Raw genomic sequence first — 19591 nt, forward strand, 5'->3', positions numbered from 1 at the left:
TCCGGCCTGTGCTGCCATGATGGTATCGTTAAATTAAGCATGAGGTCGCGATGATGAAGCAGACAAACGGGTATATTACAGAGCAGCAGCGCTGGCAGGCGGTGGAACAGCGCGATACGCAGGCTGACGGGCAATTCGTTTTTGCCGTCAAAACCACCGGTATTTTCTGCCGGCCTTCCTGCAGCGCTCGCCGTCCGCTACGTGAAAATACCGCTTTCTACTCCACACCAGAAGCGGCGCTAGAGGCCGGGTTTCGCTCCTGCAAGCGCTGTCAGCCGGATAAGCTTGCCCCTGAGCGCCAGCGAGTGGCGCGCATTGAAGAAGCTTGCCGGATTATTGAATCCAGCGAAGTACCGCTGACCCTGGATGAGCTAGCCGGGCGGGTCGCCATGAGCAGCTTTCATTTCCACCGCCTCTTTAAAAGCGTCACGGGCCTGACGCCAAACTCATGGCAAAAAGCGCATCGCGCTCGTCGTTTACGTGCTGGCCTGGCACAAGGGAAAGGGGTGACAAACGCCATTTTTGATGCGGGTTTTCAGTCAGGGAGCGCGTATTACCATCAGGCGGATGCTGCGTTGGGCATGACGGCAAGCCAGTATCGTAAAGGTGGTGCCCGTGCTCATGTCCAATTTGTAGTTGGCACCTGCCAACTTGGGGAATTTCTGGTGGCGGAAAGCGAGCGCGGTATTTGTGCAATCCTGTTGGGTGAGAACGCCGAAACGCTTATCGGTGAGCTGGAAACTGAATTTCCTTCATCACAACTTACTCCGGGCGATGAGGCATTCGCTTCACGCGTGGCACAGGTCATTGGTTTTATCGAATCGCCTACGGCTGAGTTTTCGCTGCCGCTGGACATTCGCGGGACGGCATTTCAGCAACAGGTATGGCAGGCGTTACGATCCGTTCCGCCAGGATCTACCGTTAGCTATAGCGAACTGGCGGAACGTATCGGTAAACCTGCCGCCGTGCGGGCCGTGGCCGGAGCCTGCGCGGCTAATACGCTTGCAGTCGCCATTCCCTGCCACCGGGTGATCCGCAGCGACGGTGGTTTGTCCGGCTATCGCTGGGGCGTGGAGCGCAAGCGTCAGCTGCTGGAAAACGAAACGAGAAGGCAGAAAGAATAATGCTGGATTTGTTTGCTGATGAATCTCCGTGGGAAGAGCCGCTTGCCGAGGGCGCGACAATTCTGCGGCGCTTTGCCCGGGAAGAGGCTGCCGCGCTGATGGCCGGTGTTGGGCAGGTTTCTCAGCAGGCGCCTTTCCGCCATATGGTGACGCCTGGCGGCTACACCATGTCGGTGGCAATGACCAACTGCGGCGCATTAGGCTGGAGCACCAATCAGAATGGTTACCTCTATTCGCCACAGGATCCGCTGACCGGGCAGGGCTGGCCATTGATTCCGGAAGTATTTCTGTCCATTTGCCACCGAGCCTCGCGCGCGGCGGGTTATCTGGATTTTGAACCCGATGCCTGCCTGATCAACCGCTATGCCGCAGGCACCAAACTCTCTCTTCATCAGGATAAAGACGAGCCTAATTTACGCCAGCCCATTGTTTCGGTTTCGCTTGGCTTGCCTGCCATATTTCAGTTTGGTGGCCTGCAGCGCGGGGACCCTTTGCAACGTATCATGCTGGAGCATGGTGACGTTGTGGTATGGGGGGGCGCGTCACGGCTTTTTTATCACGGTATTCTGCCGCTCAAACCCGGTTTTCATCCTCTCACCGACCAATTCCGCTACAACCTGACCTTTCGTCGTGCCTCGTAAGGCGAATAAAAATAAGAATTATTCTTGATGTGGGCGGCGAGCCGTTTAAACTGCTCGCTGTTTTATTTTGCCGGTAGGGAATTATGGAGCTACTTCGTGTGGTTTATCGCCAGTATCGCTGGCCTTTTGTAATGGTCATGGCGTTAAGCCTGGCCAGTGCGGCGCTAGGCATTGGCCTGATTGCGTTCATTAACCAGCGTCTGATTGAGACACCCGATCTTACCTTCGCGGTTCTGCCAGAGTTCATGGGATTACTCTTGTTGCTGATGGCCGTGACGCTGGGTTCGCAGCTGGCGTTAACCACCCTTGGCCACCATTTTGTTTTTCGTCTGCGTAGCGAGTTTATCAAGCGCCTGATGGACACCGACGTAGAGCGCGTCGAGCAGTTGGGCAGTGCCGCGCTGTTGGCGGGGCTAACCAGCGACGTGCGAAACATTACGATTGCCTTTGTTCGCCTGCCGGAACTGGTACAAGGCATTATTCTGGCTATCGGTTCCGCAGCTTACCTTGCCTGGCTGTCACCTAAAATGCTGGGCGTGACCACCGTATGGCTGGTTATCACCATTGTGGGCGGTTATCTGCTGGTGGCGCGGGTATACAAACACATGGCCCAGCTTCGGGAAATTGAAGACCAGCTTTATCACGATTATCAAACCGTTATCGAAGGGCGCAAGGAACTGGCCCTGAACCGCGAACGTGCGGAGCGGATGTACGAAGACACCTACACGCCTCACGCTGCCGATTATCGAAACAATATTATCCGCGCAGATACCTACCACCTTAGCGCCGTGAACTGGTCCAATATTATGATGCTGGGTGCGATTGGGCTGGTGTTTTATATGGCTAATAGCCTGGGCTGGTCCGACACCAACGTAGCGGCAACCTTTTCTTTAACGTTGCTATTTTTGCGTACGCCACTCCTTTCCGCCGTCGGGGCGTTACCGACGCTGCTGAGCGCCCAGGTTGCCTTCAATAAGCTGAATAAGTTCCAGCTCGCCCCGTACGATGCTGCGTTCCCCCGTTCGAAGGCCGCCGGGAACTGGCAGCAGCTTGAAATGCGCGATGTGGTGTTTCAATACGGGGATAATAGCTTTAGCGTTGGCCCGCTGAACCTCACTATCAAGCGCGGGGAACTGCTGTTTCTGATTGGCGGTAACGGCAGCGGAAAATCGACCCTGGCGATGTTGCTGACAGGACTTTATCAGCCGGTCAGCGGGGCGATTTATCTTGATGGCCAGCGCGTTGAAGCCCGGACGCAGGATGACTACCGTCGGCTATTCTCAGCGGTATTCACCGACGTTTGGCTGTTTGACCGCCTTCTGGGGGCACAGGGTAAACAGGCTAATTCTGAGCTGGTAAACAGCTGGCTCGAGCGGCTGAAAATGAGCAGTAAGCTAGAGCTGGACAACGGCACCATTCTCAACCTCAAGCTTTCGAAGGGGCAGCGCAAGCGCGTGGCGCTGCTGCTGGCGATAGCGGAAGAGCGAGATATCATCCTGCTCGACGAATGGGCCGCAGACCAGGATCCTCATTTCCGGCGTGAATTTTACCAGGTATTGCTGCCGTTAATGCAGCAAATGGGGAAAACGGTCTTTGCCATCAGCCATGACGATCACTACTTTATTCACGCTGACCGGCTTCTGGAAATGCGCCAGGGCCAACTCAGCGAGCTGACCGGCGACGAGCGGGCACAAGCTTCACGCGATGCCGTAGCAAGAACGGGTCATTGAGTCAGCGCCACCTAAACAAAGTAAAAAAACCAGCCAATTAAGGCTGGTTTTTTGTTTTCTTCGTCCCGTCAGGCTATAAACTAACTCGTCGTTTCCGGGGAATTATTTTATGACCGCCATTCAGAAGTACAGCACCAAAGAGCGTGACCAGGACAGGGCACGTATTCTGCAAATTCTGTTGACCAACAAAGCCGTCGCCAGCGGTATTCTGGCCAAAGAACCTTTCGCTGAAACACAGAGCGCCGAGCAGGATATCGCCGAGATAGTGACGCTGGTTGGGCGACTGCCCGCGCCGGATCTCGCCGATGTCCTGGAAGCCTTGCCAACGGAAGAGCGCTTAGCGCTATGGAGCCTCGTCACCGAAGACCGACGCGGTAGCGTGCTGGTTGAGGCTTCAGAGACGGTCTGGGATGACCTGATTGAAGATATGAGCGATAAAGCGCTGCTTAATGCGCTGCGCCCGCTGGATATCGACGATCAGATCTATCTGGCGCAGTACCTTCCTCGCGATCTGGTCGGGCGTTTGCTGGCCACGCTGCCGCAGAATGAGCGCACGCAAGTTCGCCAAATCCTGCATTATGACAAGCACAGCGTTGGCGCAATCATGGATTTTGAAGTGATCACCGTGCGCCCTGATGTCACGCTTGCCGTTGTGCAGCGCTACCTTCGTATTCGCGGCAAAGTGCCGCAGAACACCGACAAACTGTTTGTCACCAGCCGGGACAAAACGCTGTTGGGTGAGCTGGACCTCACCGCGATTCTACTGCATTCGCCGCAAACGCCGGTGCTGAAGGTGATGGACGACAACCCCACCTGCTTCGCGCCGGAAGATCATGACGAGCAGGCCGCGCGTACCTTTGAACGCGATGACTTGATCAGCGCCGCAGTGGTTGACAGTACCGGCAAGCTGATGGGGCGCTTAACGGTGGATGAGATTGTTGACGTGGTGTACGAGGAAACCGACAACGACCTGCGCCGCATGGGCGGCCTGAGCACCGAAGAGGATGTCTTTGCACCCGTCAGCAAAGCCGTGCGCACCCGCTGGGCCTGGCTTGCCATAAACCTTTGTACGGCGTTTGTGGCCTCACGCGTGATTGGATTATTTGAACATACCATTTCGCAACTAGTGGCTCTGGCATCACTGATGCCGATCGTGGCGGGCATCGGTGGTAACACCGGTAACCAGACGATCACCATGATTGTGCGTGCGCTGGCGTTGCAGCATATTCAGGCCGGAAACATCTCCTTCCTGATGCTGCGTGAGCTGGGCGTCGCGTTGATCAATGGGCTGGTCTGGGGGGGCGTGATGGGGGGCATCACCTGGCTGTTGTACAACGACGCGGCGATGGGCGGCGTGATGACGCTGGCGATGATCCTGAATCTTCTGGTCGCGGCGTTGATGGGCGTCGTGATTCCAATGACGATGACCAAACTGGGCAAAGATCCTGCCGTCGGCTCAAGCGTGATGATCACCGCCATTACCGATACCGGCGGATTCTTTATCTTCCTGGGGCTGGCTACGCTGTTCCTGCTGTAAGTGTAAAACACCGCACAAAGCCGCCAGTTCAGGCGGCTTTTCTTTTGGCTGTTCAGGCAAAATCCAGGCACAAAAAAAACCAGCCATAAGAGGCTGGTTTTCAATGTTTATTTGGTCGGCACGAGAGGATTTGAACCTCCGACCCCCGACACCCCATGACGGTGCGCTACCAGGCTGCGCTACGTGCCGACGCAGAAGAATAATAGTACATTTTTCCGCGTTGATTGCAAGGGAATACGCGGCTAACTGTCTTATAAATAAACAATTAGTTGGCGATGAAGCGCTTCTCGTCAGTCAGCACCTGCAGCAGCAAATCAAGCTGCGGCTTGGTTTCATTGATCCGTTTACCCTGCAGATCGTACATCCGATAGTTGCCGTTGTTATTCAGCACCAGCGTCATCTCGGGCGTTGTCACGGCCAGGGTTTGATTGTCGGCACCAATCACCCAATTGTTACGGCGCGTCGCGGCAAATAAATCCTCCCCCTGAGAGTACTCATTGGCCGCCGTTTTAACGTGCAGCAGACGCTGCATCAGGGTGGTCATCACGTCCTGATGATCGGTGAGTTTGGTGATGGTCTGCGCAGGCGTGCCCGGCCAATGAATCACTAGCGGCACCTGAATCCGCGCACGTGACCAGGCGAAAGAATCACGCTGGTCGCCGAGCGGAATCCCGTGGCCTGCGGTAATGATAACCACCGTGTTTTGCAGCTTGCCTGCCGCTTCCAGCGCATCCAGTACGCGTTTAATTTGCTCATCAACATTACCGGCTGCGCGGGAATAGCGCTGCTCAAAGCCCTGTTGATTTCCGTTATCGTCGATGCTGGTGCCGTTAAAGGCGACCCAAGAGAACCAGCGATTGTCCTCGGAAGCATACTGGTTAAGCCAACTGATCCACTGTGTTGCCGTCTGGCCATCGGTCTGGTTTTTGGCCGGGCGCAACGAGAAATCAGACAGCAGGGCCTGGCGGTACATCGCCGAGTTAAAGCCGTCGGATGCAAACAGGCCAAGCTGGTAGCCCTGCTGATTTAAACCCGTAATCAGTGCGGCAGGGGTTCGGTTTGACAGCACACCGTCCATATAAGCCGGGGAGATGCCGTAGAACAGGCCGAACATGCCGCTATCGGTGTTATTCCCGGAACTCATGTGCTGAGTAAAGCGGATATTATCGTGGGCAAATGCCTTCAGCGCCGGCATATCTTTGCTCATGCTTGCGGCATTCAGCCCGTCAACGGTAATCAGCAGCACATTGTTACCAAGACCCATATCGCGGAATTGCAGATTACTCAGCGGATACTGGACCGACAGCGCTGCCGGGCTACCTTGTTCCACCAGCCTGCGCTGGTATTCCTGGGCATCCAGCAGGCCGTGTTTTTCAAGGAAACGACGGGCTGTCATTGGGTATGAGAGCGGCAGATTCGCCCGCTGCATAGTAATCGGGCGATAGAAGTTAGCATCCGCCCAGATGTACATCAGGTGGCTACTAAAGAAAGAAATAAAGAACAGAATCACTAAAGGACGCGCGTATTGCCGACGACGCCCGAGGCTGCGCAGTTTTTGCCAGCTCCATGTCGCAAACAGCATCTCAATAAGCAAAATCACCGGCACGCTGATAAACATCAGCTGCCAGTCACGGGCCATCTCCCCCTGGTCGGGGTTAATCACCAGTTCCCAGACGGTGGGATTCAGGTGGAGGTGGAAACGCGTGAAAACTTCGCTGTCTATCAGCAGTAACGTCATGCCCGCCGTGGCCAGGGCCGCGCTGATAAAGCGCAGCAGGCGCTGCGACATAACGATAAACGTCAGCGGAAAGATAAGCAGTAAATAAGCGGCAAACACCAAAAAACTGAAGTGCCCAACAACGCTCACGTACGAATAAATTCGCCCCGTCAGCGTCGTTGGCCAGTCGGCGATAAACAGATAGCGGCTACCCAGCAGCATGGCCAGCAGGATATTAAACAGGGCGAACCAGTGCCCCCAACTGACCATTTGGGAAACTTTTTCGCGGTAGCGCTGACGGTTAGTCACCATAACTTGTTACGATAGTTCCTTAGTGGGCTTTATCTTCGCTCACCGAAGCTTGAAGCGCCTCAGCAAAGGAGCGAGCCAAAGGACGACGCTGAGCGGACGCCACGTCGGTGTTTATCAGATTGGTGACCATATTTCCCAATACCATCAGGGAAAGATCGGTAGGCGCGTGGTGTTTTTCCAGCACGGCTGCCAGTTCGGTCAGCATCGCTTCAACTTGTTCGTCACTGTAGCGGGATGTTTGTGGCATAAATTAAAAATCATTCGTATTCGGGAAAGGGCATTATCTTACCGTAGCAGGGACGATTTTTCCGCTTTTTTATCACGACTTGCGTCCCGGTAGCGGCAGTGGTTGAATACCGCCCGGTCTTAAAGGAGAGTTTAACATGAGTCTGGATATCAACCAGATTGCCCTGCATCAATTGATTAAGCGCGATGAGCAGACGCTGGACGTCGTGCTGCGCGACTCGCTGCTGGCAACTGACGGTGCCGTCGAAGAGATGATGGCGGAACTGCATCGCGTATATAGCGCTAAAAATAAAGCTTACGGCCTGTTCAGCGAAGAGAGCGAACTGGCCGAGGCGCTGCGCCTGCAGCGAAATGGCGATGAAGATTTTCTCGCCTTTACCCGTGCGGCGACCGGTCGTCTTCGCGATGAGCTGGCAAAATATCCGTTTGCCGACGGCGGTATCGTGCTGTTCTGCCATTATCGATATTTGGCGGTCGAATACCTGCTTGTGGCGGTGTTGAACAATCTGAGCAGCATGCGCGTTAACGAAGAGCTGGATATCAGCGCGACTCACTATCTCGACATCAACCATGCGGATATCGTGGCGCGTATTGATTTGACCGAGTGGGAAACCAACCCGGAATCTACCCGCTACCTGACCTTCCTGAAGGGCAGAGTGGGGCGCAAAGTGGCCGATTTCTTTATGGATTTCCTGGGCGCCAGCGAAGGGTTGAACGCCAAAGCGCAGAACAAAGGTCTGCTGCAGGCGCTGGACGACTTCACGAACGAAGCTCAGCTGGACAAAAACGAACGCCAGGCCGCGCGCCAGCAGGTTTACGCTTACTGCAACGAACAGCTTCAGGCGGGGGAAGAGATTGAACTTTCTTCGCTGGCGGATGAGCTGCCGTGGGCGGTTGACGACAAAAACTTCCAGCAGTTCACCGCCGAAAAAGGCTATGAGCTGGAAGAGAGCTTCCCGGCGGATCGCGGCACGCTGCGACAGCTAACCAAATACGCTGGCAGCGGCGGTGGGCTGACGATTAACTTTGATGCCATGCTGCTGGGGGAGCGTATTTTCTGGGATCCGGCAACCGACACCCTAACCATTAAAGGGACGCCGCCGAATCTGCGCGATCAGCTTCAACGCCGTTCCTCTGGTAAATAACCTGCCAACACGGCTCGCCTGTTTTTAGCCGGGCCGTATCATCATGCTGATGCTTAAGGCGACACCGTCGGGGCAGTATTCGGAATGTAGTCTGGCTCCGGTCCTTCGTTTTCAGGCAGTTGCTGCAAATGGCGGATCTCCAGCTTTTGCCCCATCCAGACGGCGTGATCGGTATGATCGGCCCTGGGTTGCCCGGTGTTGGGATGCAGCAGTACGGTTAACCCGCAGCGGTTCAGCATCAACCACGGCGCAAATCGCGCAAACTCCTCCGGCATAAAAGCAACCTGATACATTGGTAGCGCATGAGGGCCAACGGGCATATCGTGCCAGCGCCCCAGCAGCACTGAAAAACGCAGCGCAATCTCTGCCCGAATCCGTTCCGCAATCAGCCTTTGTTCAGGCGTCTCGAAATAGATATGGGCGTGGTAGCTTTGTATCGTCCTGATAGCCTGGATATCCTTCTCTACGGCGGGTACCAGCGATGCACCCACAGGGATTTTTTCAACCATGGAATTTGTCTCTTTTGGCCAGGCGTGGCGTCGGGAATGCTTATATAACAAAAAACCCCGCCGAAGCGGGGTTTTTTTCGAACTTAACTCGCGATTAAGCGCGAACGAAGTCGATGTGAGTCAGTTTTGGCTTGAACGGGTGACGCTGCACAGCCTGAACTTTCACTTTTACTTCTTTACCGTCGATAGACAGGGTCAGAACTTCTTCGTAGAAACCAGGTTTAGCCTGCTGGTTCATTACGGCGTCGTGATCCAGTTCGATGGATACAGGAGCTTCCGCGCCACCGTAAACGATAGCTGGGAATTTGTTTGCTGCACGCAGGCGGCGGCTCGCACCCTTGCCATGCTCTTTACGTTCTACTGCATTGATAGTAAACATTGACTGTTTCTCTTTAAATAAGCCTGCTACAGGCGACCCAGCAGCAGGTAAAGTTTTCTGCTTTGCGGATGCAAAAGCGGGCGGCATTATAGCCGTATCCGACTCTGCCGGCAATGAAAAGTACCCGTTAGCCGCGTAATTCGTTGGCCCGGCGGAAGCGCCCCTGGTAGTCAAAAACCTTTTCACGGACGTTCCAGAACTGGCCATTTTTACGGGCTACCACAAAATCTGGATGGCGTAGCAGCGGCTGCTGAGCCACAACATCCGCGACGGTGATCCAGCGTAACGGCACGCCGGGCGCGCGCGAGTGCGGGCGGATAAACAACTGTTCGAACGCCATGCGCTGGGCCGGCGTCTGGAGACGGAAGCGCTCGCTGACGTCTGCGCCATCTTCGTCGTAATAGGTGATTTTAAGCCAATCGCCTTTAGCGTCTCCGCCGGACTGAAGCGTCATGCCGCTGCAGCGCAGCACCAGGGCATCTTTCAGCTTCAGCGCCGCTTTAAGCATATCGTCCGGGTCGACCAGGACGTGGTCACACTGATGGCAGCGGCGGGCGGCGATATCGTTTTCAGCATTGCAGTTTGGGCAGTTTTTGAAGCGGAAGCGGTAATCGCACTGCTCGCGCAGGCCGTCATCGTCTTCAAACCAGCCCTGGCAGCGGCGGCCAAAGTGTTCAATCACCTTGCCATCAGCGGTGGTTTTTCCCCAGAAGGTATTGGCAAACCCGCAGGCAGGGCAAAAAACCTGCACCGGCACGTTGTCGCTCCTCCCTTTGGCGTGGCCCACTTCCGGCGTGAATAAATCGTGTGGGTTTCCGGCATAGTCGAGAATCAAACAGTCTTTTTTCCCCGGAGAGAGACGCAGGCCGCGACCAACAATTTGTTGGTAAAGGCTCACGGACTCGGTAGGGCGCAGAATGGCTATCAGATCCACGTGCGGCGCGTCAAAACCGGTGGTCAGTACCGCCACGTTCACCAAAAAGCGGAACTGCTGATTTTTAAAAGCGTCGATGAGCTTGTCGCGCGCAGGGCCTGGCGTGTCGGCTGTGATCAGGGCTGCATCGTTTGCAGGCAAGAGGGCGGTTATCTCTTTCGCGTGCTCTACCGTGGCGGCAAAGATCATCACGCCGCGTCGGTCTGCGGCAAATTCAACGATCTGGCTGATGATATGCGGCGTGATGCGTTTTTGTTGTTTCAGCTCGCGGTTCAGATCCGCTTCGCTGAACAGCCCGTTGGACTGCGCCTGCAGACGGCTAAAATCGTACTGCACCACCGGCATATCCAGCCGTTCCGGCGGCGTCAGGTAACTATGCTTAATCATATAGCGCAGCGGGAGCTCGTAAATGCAGTCGCGAAACAGCGCCTTTTCATCGCCGCGAACCATGCCGTGGTAATGAAACTGATAAATCCAGCCTTTGCCGAGGCGGAAGGGCGTGGCGGTCAGCCCCAATAGCCGCAGCCGGGGATTGTTGCCGCGCAGATGCGCCAGAATTTGCTGATACTGGCTTTCGTCACTGTCGCCGATGCGGTGGCACTCATCGACAATCAGCAGGGAAAACTCACCGTGGAAATGCTCGAGGTTGCGGGCAACGGACTGAACGCTGCCGAACACGACTTTGCCCTGGCTTTCCTTGCGCTGCAGGCCAGCGGCGAAAATATCTGCCTCCAGCCCGAGAGAGACATACTTCGCATGGTTTTGCGCCACAAGCTCTTTCACATGAGCCAGCACCAGCACGCGCCCGCGCGCCACTTTTGCAAGCTCCGCAATCACCAGGCTTTTGCCCGCGCCGGTGGGCAACACGATGACGGCAGGTTCAGGATGCTTGCGGAAGTAACTGAGGGTGGCATCCACCGCTTCTTGCTGGTAAGGACGAAGAGTAAAAGACATGGCCGGGCGGTTTTTCAACCTTGTTATCAAATGACTGCAACGATTATGCCATAAAGCACCGTTTTACCTTGAGAGAGTTTTTGATGTCGCTATACTGGCAAACTAATTATCAGGCAAACCAATTTCCACCTGAATGTGGGCTCCAGCCCCTGCCGCACGCTCACTTGTCGGCACCTTCATGAAACAGGCAATACACTAATGCGACTCGACAAATTTATCTCTCAGCAGCTCGGCATCAGCCGCGCTATTTCTGGCCGTGAAATCCGTGCTAACCGCGTCACTATTGACGGTGAAGTTGTGCGCGACGCCTCTTTTAAACTGCTGCCGGAACATCAGGTCGCGTTTGACGGTAATTCACTGACCCAGCAGCACGGCCCGCGCTATTTCATGCTGAACAAGCCGCAGGGGTACGTCTGTTCTACCGACGATCCCGATCACCCAACGGTGCTTTACTTCCTCGACGAGCCGGTGGCGCACAAGTTACATGCCGCAGGTCGTCTGGATATTGACACCACCGGCCTGGTACTGATGACGGACGACGGCCAGTGGTCACACCGCATTACCTCTCCACGCCATCACTGCGAGAAAACCTATCTGGTGACGCTGGAATCACCGGTTGAAGAAGGCACGGCGGAACACTTCGCCAAAGGCGTTCAGCTGCATAATGAGAAAGACCTCACCAAACCTGCCGTGCTGGAAGTGATTACGCCGACGGAAGTGCGTCTGACCATCAGCGAAGGCCGTTACCATCAGGTAAAACGCATGTTTGCCGCCGTGGGCAATCATGTGGTTGGCCTGCACCGTGAGCGGATTGGCGACATCGCCCTGGATGCTGAACTGGCGCCGGGGGAGTACCGCCCGTTAACCGAACAGGAAATTGCCAGCGTCGGCATGCCCTAATCACCGGAGTCACTTTTGAGCCGTAAACAGAACTCTTCTGTCGGTATTATCGTTATCCTTGGTCTGCTGGCGATGCTGATGCCGCTGTCCATTGATATGTACTTACCGGCGCTGCCGATGATAGCCCAGGGCTTTAATGTCCCGGCGGGCAGCGCACAAATGACCCTCAGTACCTATATTTTGGGTTTTGCCATCGGGCAGATCTTCTACGGGCCGATGGCCGATAGCCTTGGGCGTAAGCCGGTGGTGCTGGGCGGCACGCTGGTGTTCGCGCTGGCGGCAATTGCTTGTGCGCTTTCACAGACTATCGATCAGCTAATTTGGATGCGTTTTCTGCACGGCCTCGCGGCCGCGGCGGCGAGCGTGGTGATCAACGCCCTGATGCGCGATATCTATCCGAAGGAAGAGTTCTCCCGGATGATGTCCTTCGTGATGTTGATTACCACCATTGCGCCGCTGGTGGCGCCAATGATCGGGGGCGCAGTGCTGGTGTGGTATAGCTGGCACACGATCTTCTGGATTCTGGCCGCCGCCGCGCTGCTTGCATCGGCGATGATTTTCTTCTTTATTCACGAAACGCTTGCCCCAGAAATGCGGCAGAAGTTTAATCTGCGCACCACGGCGGGCAATTTCGCCACGCTTTTCCGCCATAAGCGGGTGCTGAGCTATATGCTGGCCAGCGGCTTCAGCTTTGCCGGGATGTTCTCGTTCCTCAGCGCCGGGCCGTTCGTCTACATCGAATTAAACCATGTATCACCGCAGCACTTTGGCTACTACTTTGCGCTGAACGTTGTGTTTCTGTTCTTCATGACCATGATCAACAGCCGCTTTGTGCGTCGGGTTGGGGCGATCAACATGTTCCGTACCGGGCTATGCATTCAGTTTGCTATGGCGGTATGGCTGGTGGTCAGCAGCCAGCTGGATTTTGGCTTCTGGGCGATGGTGCTTGGCGTGGCGGTGTTTATCAGCTGCGTGTCGCTGGTGTCATCCAATGCGATGGCGGTTATTCTGGATGAATTCCCGCATATGGCCGGCACGGCGTCTTCGCTGGCCGGGACATTCCGCTTTGGCATTGGCGCGTTAACCGGGGCGCTGCTCTCGGTGGCCACCTTTAACACCGCGTGGCCGATGATCTGGTCCATTGCTATTTGTGCTACGGCCTCCGTGCTGTTCTACTTCTACGCCAGCAAAGCCCGCCACTCGAAAGCCTGAAAACTGCGGGCGTTTCTGGTTTAGAAACGCCCGTACTCTTCCCGAAAATTCCCGTATAATCTCTGTTGATATAAGATATATGTTTCGCATATGTAAAAGGCTCAACTGTAAAAAGTCACAACTTTGTAGTTAAAAAGGTTGAGTTAGATCTCAGAAAGCGATACATATAGCGCCGAAACGCGTGCTATAGCACAAAAATAAAGCGTTAGTTTTGAAATCTCTACATAAGATGTGAGCCGTTTTAATGCTCGTTTAAACGCAATTTATCAACATTGTGTTAACCTTTGTGTAAAGAGTTTGAGATAAATTGCCGATTGGAACTTCCGGGGAAATGAAATTGAACACCATACAACTGTCCATCGTGCATCGTTTGCCGCAGAGCTACCGCTGGTTGACGGGTTTTGCAGGCTCCAGAGTTGAACCGATTCCGCAAAATGCGCAACAGGATGACGATTGCCTGATTGGCCTGAAGTTGCTTAGTCCGGACGGGGAAAAAGCGTGGCCGATCATGGATACGCTCAGCCAGGCATTAAGCGATATTGAAGTGGACAGCTCCGTCGTGGAGTGTGAAGGCGAGCCGTGCCTGTTCGTTAACCTGCAGGACGAGCTGGCGGCAACCTGTCGCCTGAAAAACGTGGGCGTTGCTATCGCCGAATCTTTTTCCAGCCATAATCCTTTCTGAATTCAGGCGAGCGCCAGAAGCTGACGCGTGTAGTCGCTTTGTGGGGCGCTAAAGATCTGCCTGCAGTCTCCCTGTTCGACCACTTCTCCCTGACGCAGTACCACCATCTGATGGCAAAGTGCTTTCACTACCTGTAAATCATGGCTGATGAAGATATAAGCCAGGCGGTGTTTTTCCTGCAGAGATTTTAGCAGCGCCAGAATCTGAGCCTGAACCGAGCGATCGAGCGAAGAGGTCGGTTCATCCAGCACGATAAGCTGTGGCTGCAAAATCAACGCTCTGGCGATAGCGATGCGCTGGCGCTGGCCACCGGAAAACTCAGCCGGGTAGCGGTGGAGCATATCCGCCTGCAGCCCCACCTCTTCCAGCGCCTGAACCACTTTGGCCTTACGTTCTGCGGCGTTTAACGCCGGATGATGCACCCGCAGGCCTTCCTCTACAATTTGCAGCACATCCAGGCGTGGATTCAGTGCCGAATTAGGATCCTGGAACACCACCTGCACTTGGCGGCGCAGCGGCAGCAGCTGCTTACGGTTGAGCTGGTGGAGCGGCTGGCCGTCAAACCAAATAGTGCCCGTGGAATGAATCAATCGCAGCAGCGCCAGGCCGGTGGTGCTTTTGCCCGATCCTGATTCCCCAACCAGCCCGAGGCTTTCCCCTGGCCGCAGTTCAAAGCTAAGATTTTTAACCCCGTAGTGGTGTCCCACCGTTCTTTTCAGCAAGCCCCGGCGAATGGGAAACGCAACCTGCAGATCCTCAACTTTGAGCAGGGGAATAACGTCTGCTGCCAGCGGCACCGGGTCGCCGGACGGTTCAGCGTTCAGCAGCTGTTGGGTATAGGGATGCTGTGGATGACTGAACAGATCGGTGGTGGGTTGTTGCTCCACGCATTTGCCGTGACGCATCACCGCCACGTTGTCCGCCAGCTTTTTCACGATACTCAGGTTGTGGGTGATAAACAGCAGGCCCATATTCAGTTCCTGCTTCAGCTCTTGCAGCAGCTGCAGGATCTGCGCCTGAACCGAAACATCCAGCGCCGTCGTCGGCTCATCGGCAATCAGCAATTCAGGGCGAGTCAGCAGCGCCATCGCAATCATTACGCGCTGGCGTTCGCCGCCGGACAGCAGGTGAGGGTAGTCCTGAAGCCGGGTCGCAGGGTTGCGAATGCCCACGCGATCGAGGCAGGTGAGGATCTCCGCGCGGGCAGGTTCAGGCCGCATTCCCCGGTGGAGAGAGAGCACTTCATACAGCTGTTTTTCGAGGGTGTGCAAAGGATTGAGCGACACCATCGGTTCCTGAAATATCATTGCGATTTTATTGCCGCGAACGCCACGCAGCGTCTTTTCCGGTGCGTTTAGCAGGTCTTTGCCGTGAAACAAAATTTCCCCGGAGGGATAAACCACCGGCGGAGACGGCAGCAGGCGCAGCACTGAAAGCGCCGTCACACTCTTGCCTGAGCCAGACTCGCCGACCAGCGCAAGGGTTTCACCCGCTTCCACCCGAAGCGAAACCGAGTCCACCACCTGCCGCAGGTTTTTGCCCTGCTGGAAAGCAATAGAAAGATCGTTGATAGCGAGAAGCGGAGTGGTCATGGTCAGCGCGCCTTAGCCGGATCAAAGGCGTCACGAACCGCTTCGCCAATAAAAATTAACAGGGAGAGTAAAATGGCCAGAGATAAAAACGCGGAGATGCCCAGCCAGGGAGCCTGAAGGTTGTTTTTGCCCTGTAACACCAGTTCCCCCAGCGAGGGCGAGCCCAGCGGCAGACCAAAACCGAGGAAATCCAGCGAGGTTAATGTCGTTATCGACGCACACAGAATGAACGGCAGGAAGGTCAGGGTAGCCACCATGGCGTTGGGCAGCATATGCCGGGTCATGATTGACCAGTCGCTGACGCCCATCGCCCGCGCCGCGCGAATATAGTCGAAGTTGCGGGTGCGTAAAAATTCTGCCCGCACAACGCCCACCAGCCCCATCCAGCCAAACAAAACGGTGATACCCAGCAGCCACCAAAAATTGGGCTGTACCACGCTGGAGAGCATGATGATCAAAAACAGCGTCGGCATGCCGGACCAGACTTCAATCAAACGTTGTCCCCACAGGTCAATGCGTCCGCCGTAGTAGCCCTGCACAGCCCCGGCCAGCACGCCAATCATGCTGGAGAAAAAGGTCAGTAATAGACCGAAGAGCACGGAAATGCGCGTGCCGTAGAGGATCCTTGCCAGCACATCGCTGCCGTTGGCGTCGGTCCCAAGCCAGTTTTGTGCGCTGGGCGGGGAAGGAAAAGGGACATTGCTGGCGTAGTTGATGGTGTTGCTGCTAAAGCGGATCGGCGCCCAGAGGATCCAGCCTTTTTCATTCAGGCGTTCCGTTAGCCAGGGATCCTGGTAGTCCGCAGGGGTTGAGAGCGGGCCGCCAAAATCACTTTCGCTGTAGTTTTTCAGCGCCGGGAACCAGAGCTTACCCTCGTAGTTAACCACCAGCGGGCGCTCATTGGCGACCAGCTCCGCCCCCATACTCAGGACAAAAATCAGCGCAAAGATCCACAGCGACCAGTAGCCGCGACGGTTCTGACGAAAGCGCGCCCATCGCGCCTGGTTTACCGGGCTTAATCGGCTCATCCGCGTCCCTCAAAATCGATACGGGGGTCGACCAGCGTGTAGGTGACATCGCTGATGATGTTGGTCAGCAGGCCAATCAGACTAAAAATATAAAGGGTGCCGAAAATCACCGGGTAGTCGCGGGAAATCGTGGCTTCGTAGCCCAACAGGCCCAGCCCGTTAAGGGAGAACATCACCTCAATCAGCAGCGAGCCGGTGAAGAACATGCTGATAAACGTCGCCGGGAACCCGGCAATCACCAGCAGCATCGCGTTACGAAAGACGTGGCGATACAGAATTTTTTTCTCATCCAGCCCTTTGGCTCGCGCCGTCACCACGTATTGCTTGCGAATTTCATCGAGAAAGGAGTTTTTCGTCAGCATGGTTAACGTGGCAAAGCCGCCGATAACCGTCGCCAGCACCGGCAGCGTGATGTGCCACAGATAGTCAGTAATCTTGCTGTACCAGGGCAGGGCGTCAAAATTGGCCGACGTTAGTCCTCGTAGCGGGAACCAGTCGAGATAAGTCCCGCCGGCAAACAGCACAATCAGCAGAATGGCAAACAAAAAAGCCGGAATGGCGTAGCCGATAATGATGAAAATGCTGCTCCAGATATCAAAGCTGCTGCCATTGCTGACCGCCTTACGGATCCCCAGCGGAATCGACACCAGATAAATAATCAGCGTGCTCCACAGTCCGATGGAAATGGAAACGGGGAGGCTGTCTTTTATCAGTTTAATCACCGAGGAGCTACGGAACAGGCTGTTGCCAAAGTCGAAACGCAAGTAGTCGCCGAGCATAGTGAAATAGCGCTCGTGTAGCGGTTTGTCGAACCCGTAGCGATGCACAATATCGGCAATGACTTCCGGGTCAAGGCCGCGGCCCCCACGATACTGGCTGCTGGTGGCGTCACCCACGCCCGTTCGGGCATGACCGCTGCCCATAGCGTCGTTGCTCATGCCCGGCATGCCGGTTGTGTGGCCCATTTGTATTGCGGCAATGGCCTGATCCACCGGCCCACCGGGGGCAATCTGCACGATGAAAAAGTTAATGGTGATGATTGCCCACAGCGTGGGAATGATAAGCAGCAAACGCCGCAGAATATAAGCGCCCACGTTATTCCCCCTGACGCCGGTCGGCGGGCAGCTTAGCCGCTTTGTTGACGTCATACCACCAGTTATCAAACCCGGTGCTGTAGAGCGGATGAATGGCGGGGCGGGAGAACTTATTCCACCAGGCCAGGCGGTCGGCCGACATATACCACATCGGCAGCATGTAGCTGTTCCAGGTCAGCACGCGGTCAAGGGCACGGCCCAGCGGCAGAAGTTTTTTCTTGTCGCCCTGGTTGGCGATAATCATCTCAATGAGCTTGTCGACTACCGGGCTTTGTACCCCCGGCGCGTTATAGCTGGAATTGATGTACTCCGAGGCCCAGATAATTTGCAAATCCGGGCTTGGGTAAGGCATTGCGCGGTATAAACTTGGCATCATATCGTAGTCGCGGCTGCGCAGGCGGCTTGAAAGCTGCGAGTTATCGACCTGGCGGATATTCATGGTGATGCCCAGGCGCTGCAAATTGCGCTGGAAGGGGAGGATCCATTGCGTGTTGCCGGCCGTGCCGGTCAGCAGTTCGAACACAAACGGCTGGCCGGTGCTGACATTCACCAGCTTCTGGTCTTTTAACTCCCAGCCCGCGTCTTTAAGCAGGCTGAGCGCCTTGAGAAGATTTTCCCGGTCAAACCCGCGTCCGTCTGATTTCGGCGGGGTATAGATTGAGGTGAAGACCTCCGGCGGGAGATCCTTTTTCATCGGCGCCAGCAGCATCAGTTCGTCGGCGTCCGGGTAACCGCGAGCGGCGTATTCCGTATTCTGGAAATAGCTGTTGGCCCGGCTGTATGCGCCATAAAACAGCGCCTTGTTCATCCATTCGAAATCAAAGGCCAGGCCGATGGCTTCCCTTACCCGGCGGTCGCTGAAAATGGGGCGCTGGATGTTAAACGCCAGCCAGCGGGTGTCCTGGGCGGATTCGTTTTTCTGCTCGTCTTTGACGATGTAATGGTTGCTGAAGTTTTTCCCGATGTAGCGCGTGGCCCAGTTTTTGGCTGAGACTTCAGTGCGATAATCAAATGCCCCGGCCTTGAACGCCTCAAAAGCCACGTCATCATCGAGATAATAGTCGTAGCGGATGGTATTAAAGTTCCAGCGCCCGCGGTTTACCGGCAGGTTTGCCGCCCAGTAATCCCGCACTCGCGAGTAGGTAATGTATTGCCCCATTTTCCAGTCGGTGATTTTATAGGGCCCGCTGGAAAGCGGTGGGGTAGAGAGCGGGTCGCTCAGCTTATGATCCTTCCAGAACTTCTCCGGGAACACCGGGAGCGAAAACAGGCCCAGCATCCGGTCTTTGCTTGGTGTGGCAAGCTCAATACGCACGGTGAGCGGCGCAATGGCGCGTACCGTTGCCCCTTTGTAAATCAGGCGGAACTGCGGCACGCCTTCCGTCATGAATTTATTGAAGGTGAAGGCGACATCCTCGGCGGTAATCGGACTGCCGTCCTGAAAGCGGGCGCGCGGGTTAATGGACACTTCCGCCCAGGCAAAGTTGGACGGGTAGCGGGCCATCTCGGCAATCAAAGGATAATAGCTGCCGGGTTCGTCATCGGAAGTGGTGAACAGGGTGTCATACAGCGTGTCGGTGCGAACGCCCGGATTACCCCGCATGGCAAAACGGTTGAAGTTATCAAAAGTGCCAATGGCCGAGAGCGTGATATTTCCGCCCTTGGGGGCTGCGGGATTGACGTAATCAAACTGCGTGAAGTTGACGGCATATTTAGGTTCGCCCAGGACGGCAAAAGAGTAGCTTTCGTTTATCTCTGCGGCGCGTGGCGTAAGGGAAAAGGTGCTCAGGCAAAGCAGCATCAGTGCACGTACAGCTTTTGTCATCTTCATTCCTTGCCCGGTGGATGGGAAAGC

At 55.4% G+C, this 19591-nt stretch carries 17 protein-coding genes and 1 tRNA gene; 8 read left to right on the forward strand and 10 right to left on the reverse strand.

Annotated elements, in window-relative coordinates; all coding sequences use genetic code 11:
* The first annotated feature begins 50 nt into the window (after window positions 1-50).
* The 4 genes from ada to mgtE all read left to right on the forward strand — a co-directional run bounded on the left by ada (window position 51) and on the right by mgtE (window position 5032).
* Window positions 51-1124, forward strand: a complete 1074-nt coding sequence (gene ada / locus F3J28_RS02195; RefSeq protein ID WP_286177874.1) for a bifunctional DNA-binding transcriptional regulator/O6-methylguanine-DNA methyltransferase Ada — start codon at window positions 51-53, stop codon at window positions 1122-1124.
* Complete coding sequence (gene alkB, locus F3J28_RS02200; protein WP_166872266.1) at window positions 1124-1765, forward strand: DNA oxidative demethylase AlkB; 642 nt, start codon at window positions 1124-1126, stop codon at window positions 1763-1765. Before ada ends, alkB begins: the two co-directional genes overlap by 1 nt.
* 83 nt (window positions 1766-1848) lie before the next feature.
* Window positions 1849-3495: a multidrug ABC transporter permease/ATP-binding protein gene (locus F3J28_RS02205; RefSeq protein ID WP_166872269.1), complete on the forward strand. Its 1647-nt coding sequence runs from the start codon at window positions 1849-1851 to the stop codon at window positions 3493-3495.
* Window positions 3496-3604: 109 nt separating this feature from the next.
* Window positions 3605-5032, forward strand: coding sequence for a magnesium transporter (mgtE, locus tag F3J28_RS02210; protein WP_166872271.1), 1428 nt, complete (start codon window positions 3605-3607; stop codon window positions 5030-5032).
* Between the two features lie 112 nt (window positions 5033-5144).
* Here mgtE and F3J28_RS02215 read toward each other — a convergent pair.
* From F3J28_RS02215 to F3J28_RS02225, 3 genes are all read right to left on the reverse strand, one after another.
* A tRNA-Pro gene (locus F3J28_RS02215) sits at window positions 5145-5221 on the reverse strand.
* Window positions 5222-5297: 76 nt separating this feature from the next.
* Complete coding sequence (yejM, locus tag F3J28_RS02220; RefSeq protein ID WP_166872274.1) at window positions 5298-7061, reverse strand: LPS biosynthesis-modulating metalloenzyme YejM; 1764 nt, start codon at window positions 7059-7061, stop codon at window positions 5298-5300.
* Window positions 7062-7080: 19 nt separating this feature from the next.
* Window positions 7081-7308, reverse strand: a complete 228-nt coding sequence (locus F3J28_RS02225) for a YejL family protein (RefSeq protein ID WP_008459871.1) — start codon at window positions 7306-7308, stop codon at window positions 7081-7083.
* A 136-nt stretch (window positions 7309-7444) separates the two neighbouring features.
* On the opposite strand from F3J28_RS02225, the gene yejK reads away from it, so the two are divergent.
* The gene (gene yejK, locus F3J28_RS02230; RefSeq protein WP_008459874.1) at window positions 7445-8452 is read left to right on the forward strand and encodes a nucleoid-associated protein YejK; all 1008 of its coding nucleotides are present in this window, start codon (window positions 7445-7447) and stop codon (window positions 8450-8452) included.
* Between the two features lie 53 nt (window positions 8453-8505).
* Here the strand turns inward: yejK and F3J28_RS02235 are convergent, their stop codons facing one another.
* From F3J28_RS02235 to radD, 3 genes are all read right to left on the reverse strand, one after another.
* On the reverse strand, window positions 8506-8961 hold the full coding sequence (locus F3J28_RS02235) for a DOPA 4,5-dioxygenase family protein (protein ID WP_166872277.1): 456 nt from the start codon (window positions 8959-8961) through the stop codon (window positions 8506-8508).
* A 94-nt stretch (window positions 8962-9055) separates the two neighbouring features.
* Window positions 9056-9340 carry a 50S ribosomal protein L25 gene (gene rplY / locus F3J28_RS02240; protein WP_008459879.1) on the reverse strand — a complete coding sequence of 95 codons (285 nt, stop codon included), beginning with the start codon at window positions 9338-9340 and terminating at the stop codon, window positions 9056-9058.
* Between the two features lie 127 nt (window positions 9341-9467).
* Window positions 9468-11228, reverse strand: a complete 1761-nt coding sequence (radD, locus tag F3J28_RS02245) for a DNA repair helicase RadD (RefSeq protein WP_166872279.1) — start codon at window positions 11226-11228, stop codon at window positions 9468-9470.
* A 198-nt stretch (window positions 11229-11426) separates the two neighbouring features.
* Between radD and rsuA the strand changes: the two genes are divergently transcribed.
* The 3 genes from rsuA (at window position 11427) to F3J28_RS02260 (ending at window position 14022) form a co-directional block, all read left to right on the forward strand.
* Entirely contained in the window at window positions 11427-12128 is a 702-nt protein-coding gene (gene rsuA / locus F3J28_RS02250; protein ID WP_166872284.1) for a 16S rRNA pseudouridine(516) synthase RsuA, read from the forward strand.
* A gap of 15 nt (window positions 12129-12143) precedes the next feature.
* Window positions 12144-13340 (forward strand): Bcr/CflA family multidrug efflux MFS transporter, encoded by a 1197-nt coding sequence (locus F3J28_RS02255; protein ID WP_166872287.1) that lies wholly within the window; start codon window positions 12144-12146, stop codon window positions 13338-13340.
* Between the two features lie 337 nt (window positions 13341-13677).
* Entirely contained in the window at window positions 13678-14022 is a 345-nt protein-coding gene (locus F3J28_RS02260) for a YejG family protein (protein ID WP_008459886.1), read from the forward strand.
* A gap of 2 nt (window positions 14023-14024) precedes the next feature.
* Here the strand turns inward: F3J28_RS02260 and yejF are convergent, their stop codons facing one another.
* From yejF to F3J28_RS02280, 4 genes are read right to left on the reverse strand one after another with little or no spacing between them, the layout of a single operon-like run.
* Window positions 14025-15614: a microcin C ABC transporter ATP-binding protein YejF gene (gene yejF, locus F3J28_RS02265; RefSeq protein ID WP_166872289.1), complete on the reverse strand. Its 1590-nt coding sequence runs from the start codon at window positions 15612-15614 to the stop codon at window positions 14025-14027.
* Window positions 15615-15616: 2 nt separating this feature from the next.
* The gene (locus F3J28_RS02270) at window positions 15617-16642 is read right to left on the reverse strand and encodes a microcin C ABC transporter permease (RefSeq protein ID WP_166872292.1); all 1026 of its coding nucleotides are present in this window, start codon (window positions 16640-16642) and stop codon (window positions 15617-15619) included.
* Window positions 16639-17736 (reverse strand): microcin C ABC transporter permease YejB, encoded by a 1098-nt coding sequence (locus F3J28_RS02275; RefSeq protein ID WP_166872295.1) that lies wholly within the window; start codon window positions 17734-17736, stop codon window positions 16639-16641. Before F3J28_RS02275 ends, F3J28_RS02270 begins: the two co-directional genes overlap by 4 nt.
* A 1-nt stretch (window position 17737) precedes the next feature.
* Window positions 17738-19537, reverse strand: a complete 1800-nt coding sequence (locus F3J28_RS02280; RefSeq protein WP_502706892.1) for an extracellular solute-binding protein — start codon at window positions 19535-19537, stop codon at window positions 17738-17740.
* Window positions 19538-19591: the final 54 nt, after the last annotated feature.

The organism is Enterobacter sp. Ap-1006, assembly GCF_011752835.1.
Lineage (GTDB): Bacteria > Pseudomonadota > Gammaproteobacteria > Enterobacterales > Enterobacteriaceae > Cedecea.

Excerpts from the sequence above, each read along its gene's own strand:
- ada (WP_286177874.1), top strand. The coding sequence starts at position 51 with ATGATGAAGCAGACAAACGGGTATATTACAGAGCAGCAGCGCTGGCAG.
- alkB (WP_166872266.1), top strand. The coding sequence starts at position 1,124 with ATGCTGGATTTGTTTGCTGATGAATCTCCGTGGGAAGAGCCGCTTGCC.
- F3J28_RS02205 (WP_166872269.1), top strand. The coding sequence starts at position 1,849 with ATGGAGCTACTTCGTGTGGTTTATCGCCAGTATCGCTGGCCTTTTGTA.
- mgtE (WP_166872271.1), top strand. The coding sequence starts at position 3,605 with ATGACCGCCATTCAGAAGTACAGCACCAAAGAGCGTGACCAGGACAGG.
- yejM (WP_166872274.1), bottom strand. The coding sequence starts at position 7,061 with ATGGTGACTAACCGTCAGCGCTACCGCGAAAAAGTTTCCCAAATGGTC.
- F3J28_RS02225 (WP_008459871.1), bottom strand. The coding sequence starts at position 7,308 with ATGCCACAAACATCCCGCTACAGTGACGAACAAGTTGAAGCGATGCTG.
- yejK (WP_008459874.1), top strand. The coding sequence starts at position 7,445 with ATGAGTCTGGATATCAACCAGATTGCCCTGCATCAATTGATTAAGCGC.
- F3J28_RS02235 (WP_166872277.1), bottom strand. The coding sequence starts at position 8,961 with ATGGTTGAAAAAATCCCTGTGGGTGCATCGCTGGTACCCGCCGTAGAG.
- rplY (WP_008459879.1), bottom strand. The coding sequence starts at position 9,340 with ATGTTTACTATCAATGCAGTAGAACGTAAAGAGCATGGCAAGGGTGCG.
- radD (WP_166872279.1), bottom strand. The coding sequence starts at position 11,228 with ATGTCTTTTACTCTTCGTCCTTACCAGCAAGAAGCGGTGGATGCCACC.
- rsuA (WP_166872284.1), top strand. The coding sequence starts at position 11,427 with ATGCGACTCGACAAATTTATCTCTCAGCAGCTCGGCATCAGCCGCGCT.
- yejF (WP_166872289.1), bottom strand. The coding sequence starts at position 15,614 with ATGACCACTCCGCTTCTCGCTATCAACGATCTTTCTATTGCTTTCCAG.
- F3J28_RS02270 (WP_166872292.1), bottom strand. The coding sequence starts at position 16,642 with ATGAGCCGATTAAGCCCGGTAAACCAGGCGCGATGGGCGCGCTTTCGT.
- F3J28_RS02280 (WP_502706892.1), bottom strand. The coding sequence starts at position 19,537 with ATGCTGCTTTGCCTGAGCACCTTTTCCCTTACGCCACGCGCCGCAGAG.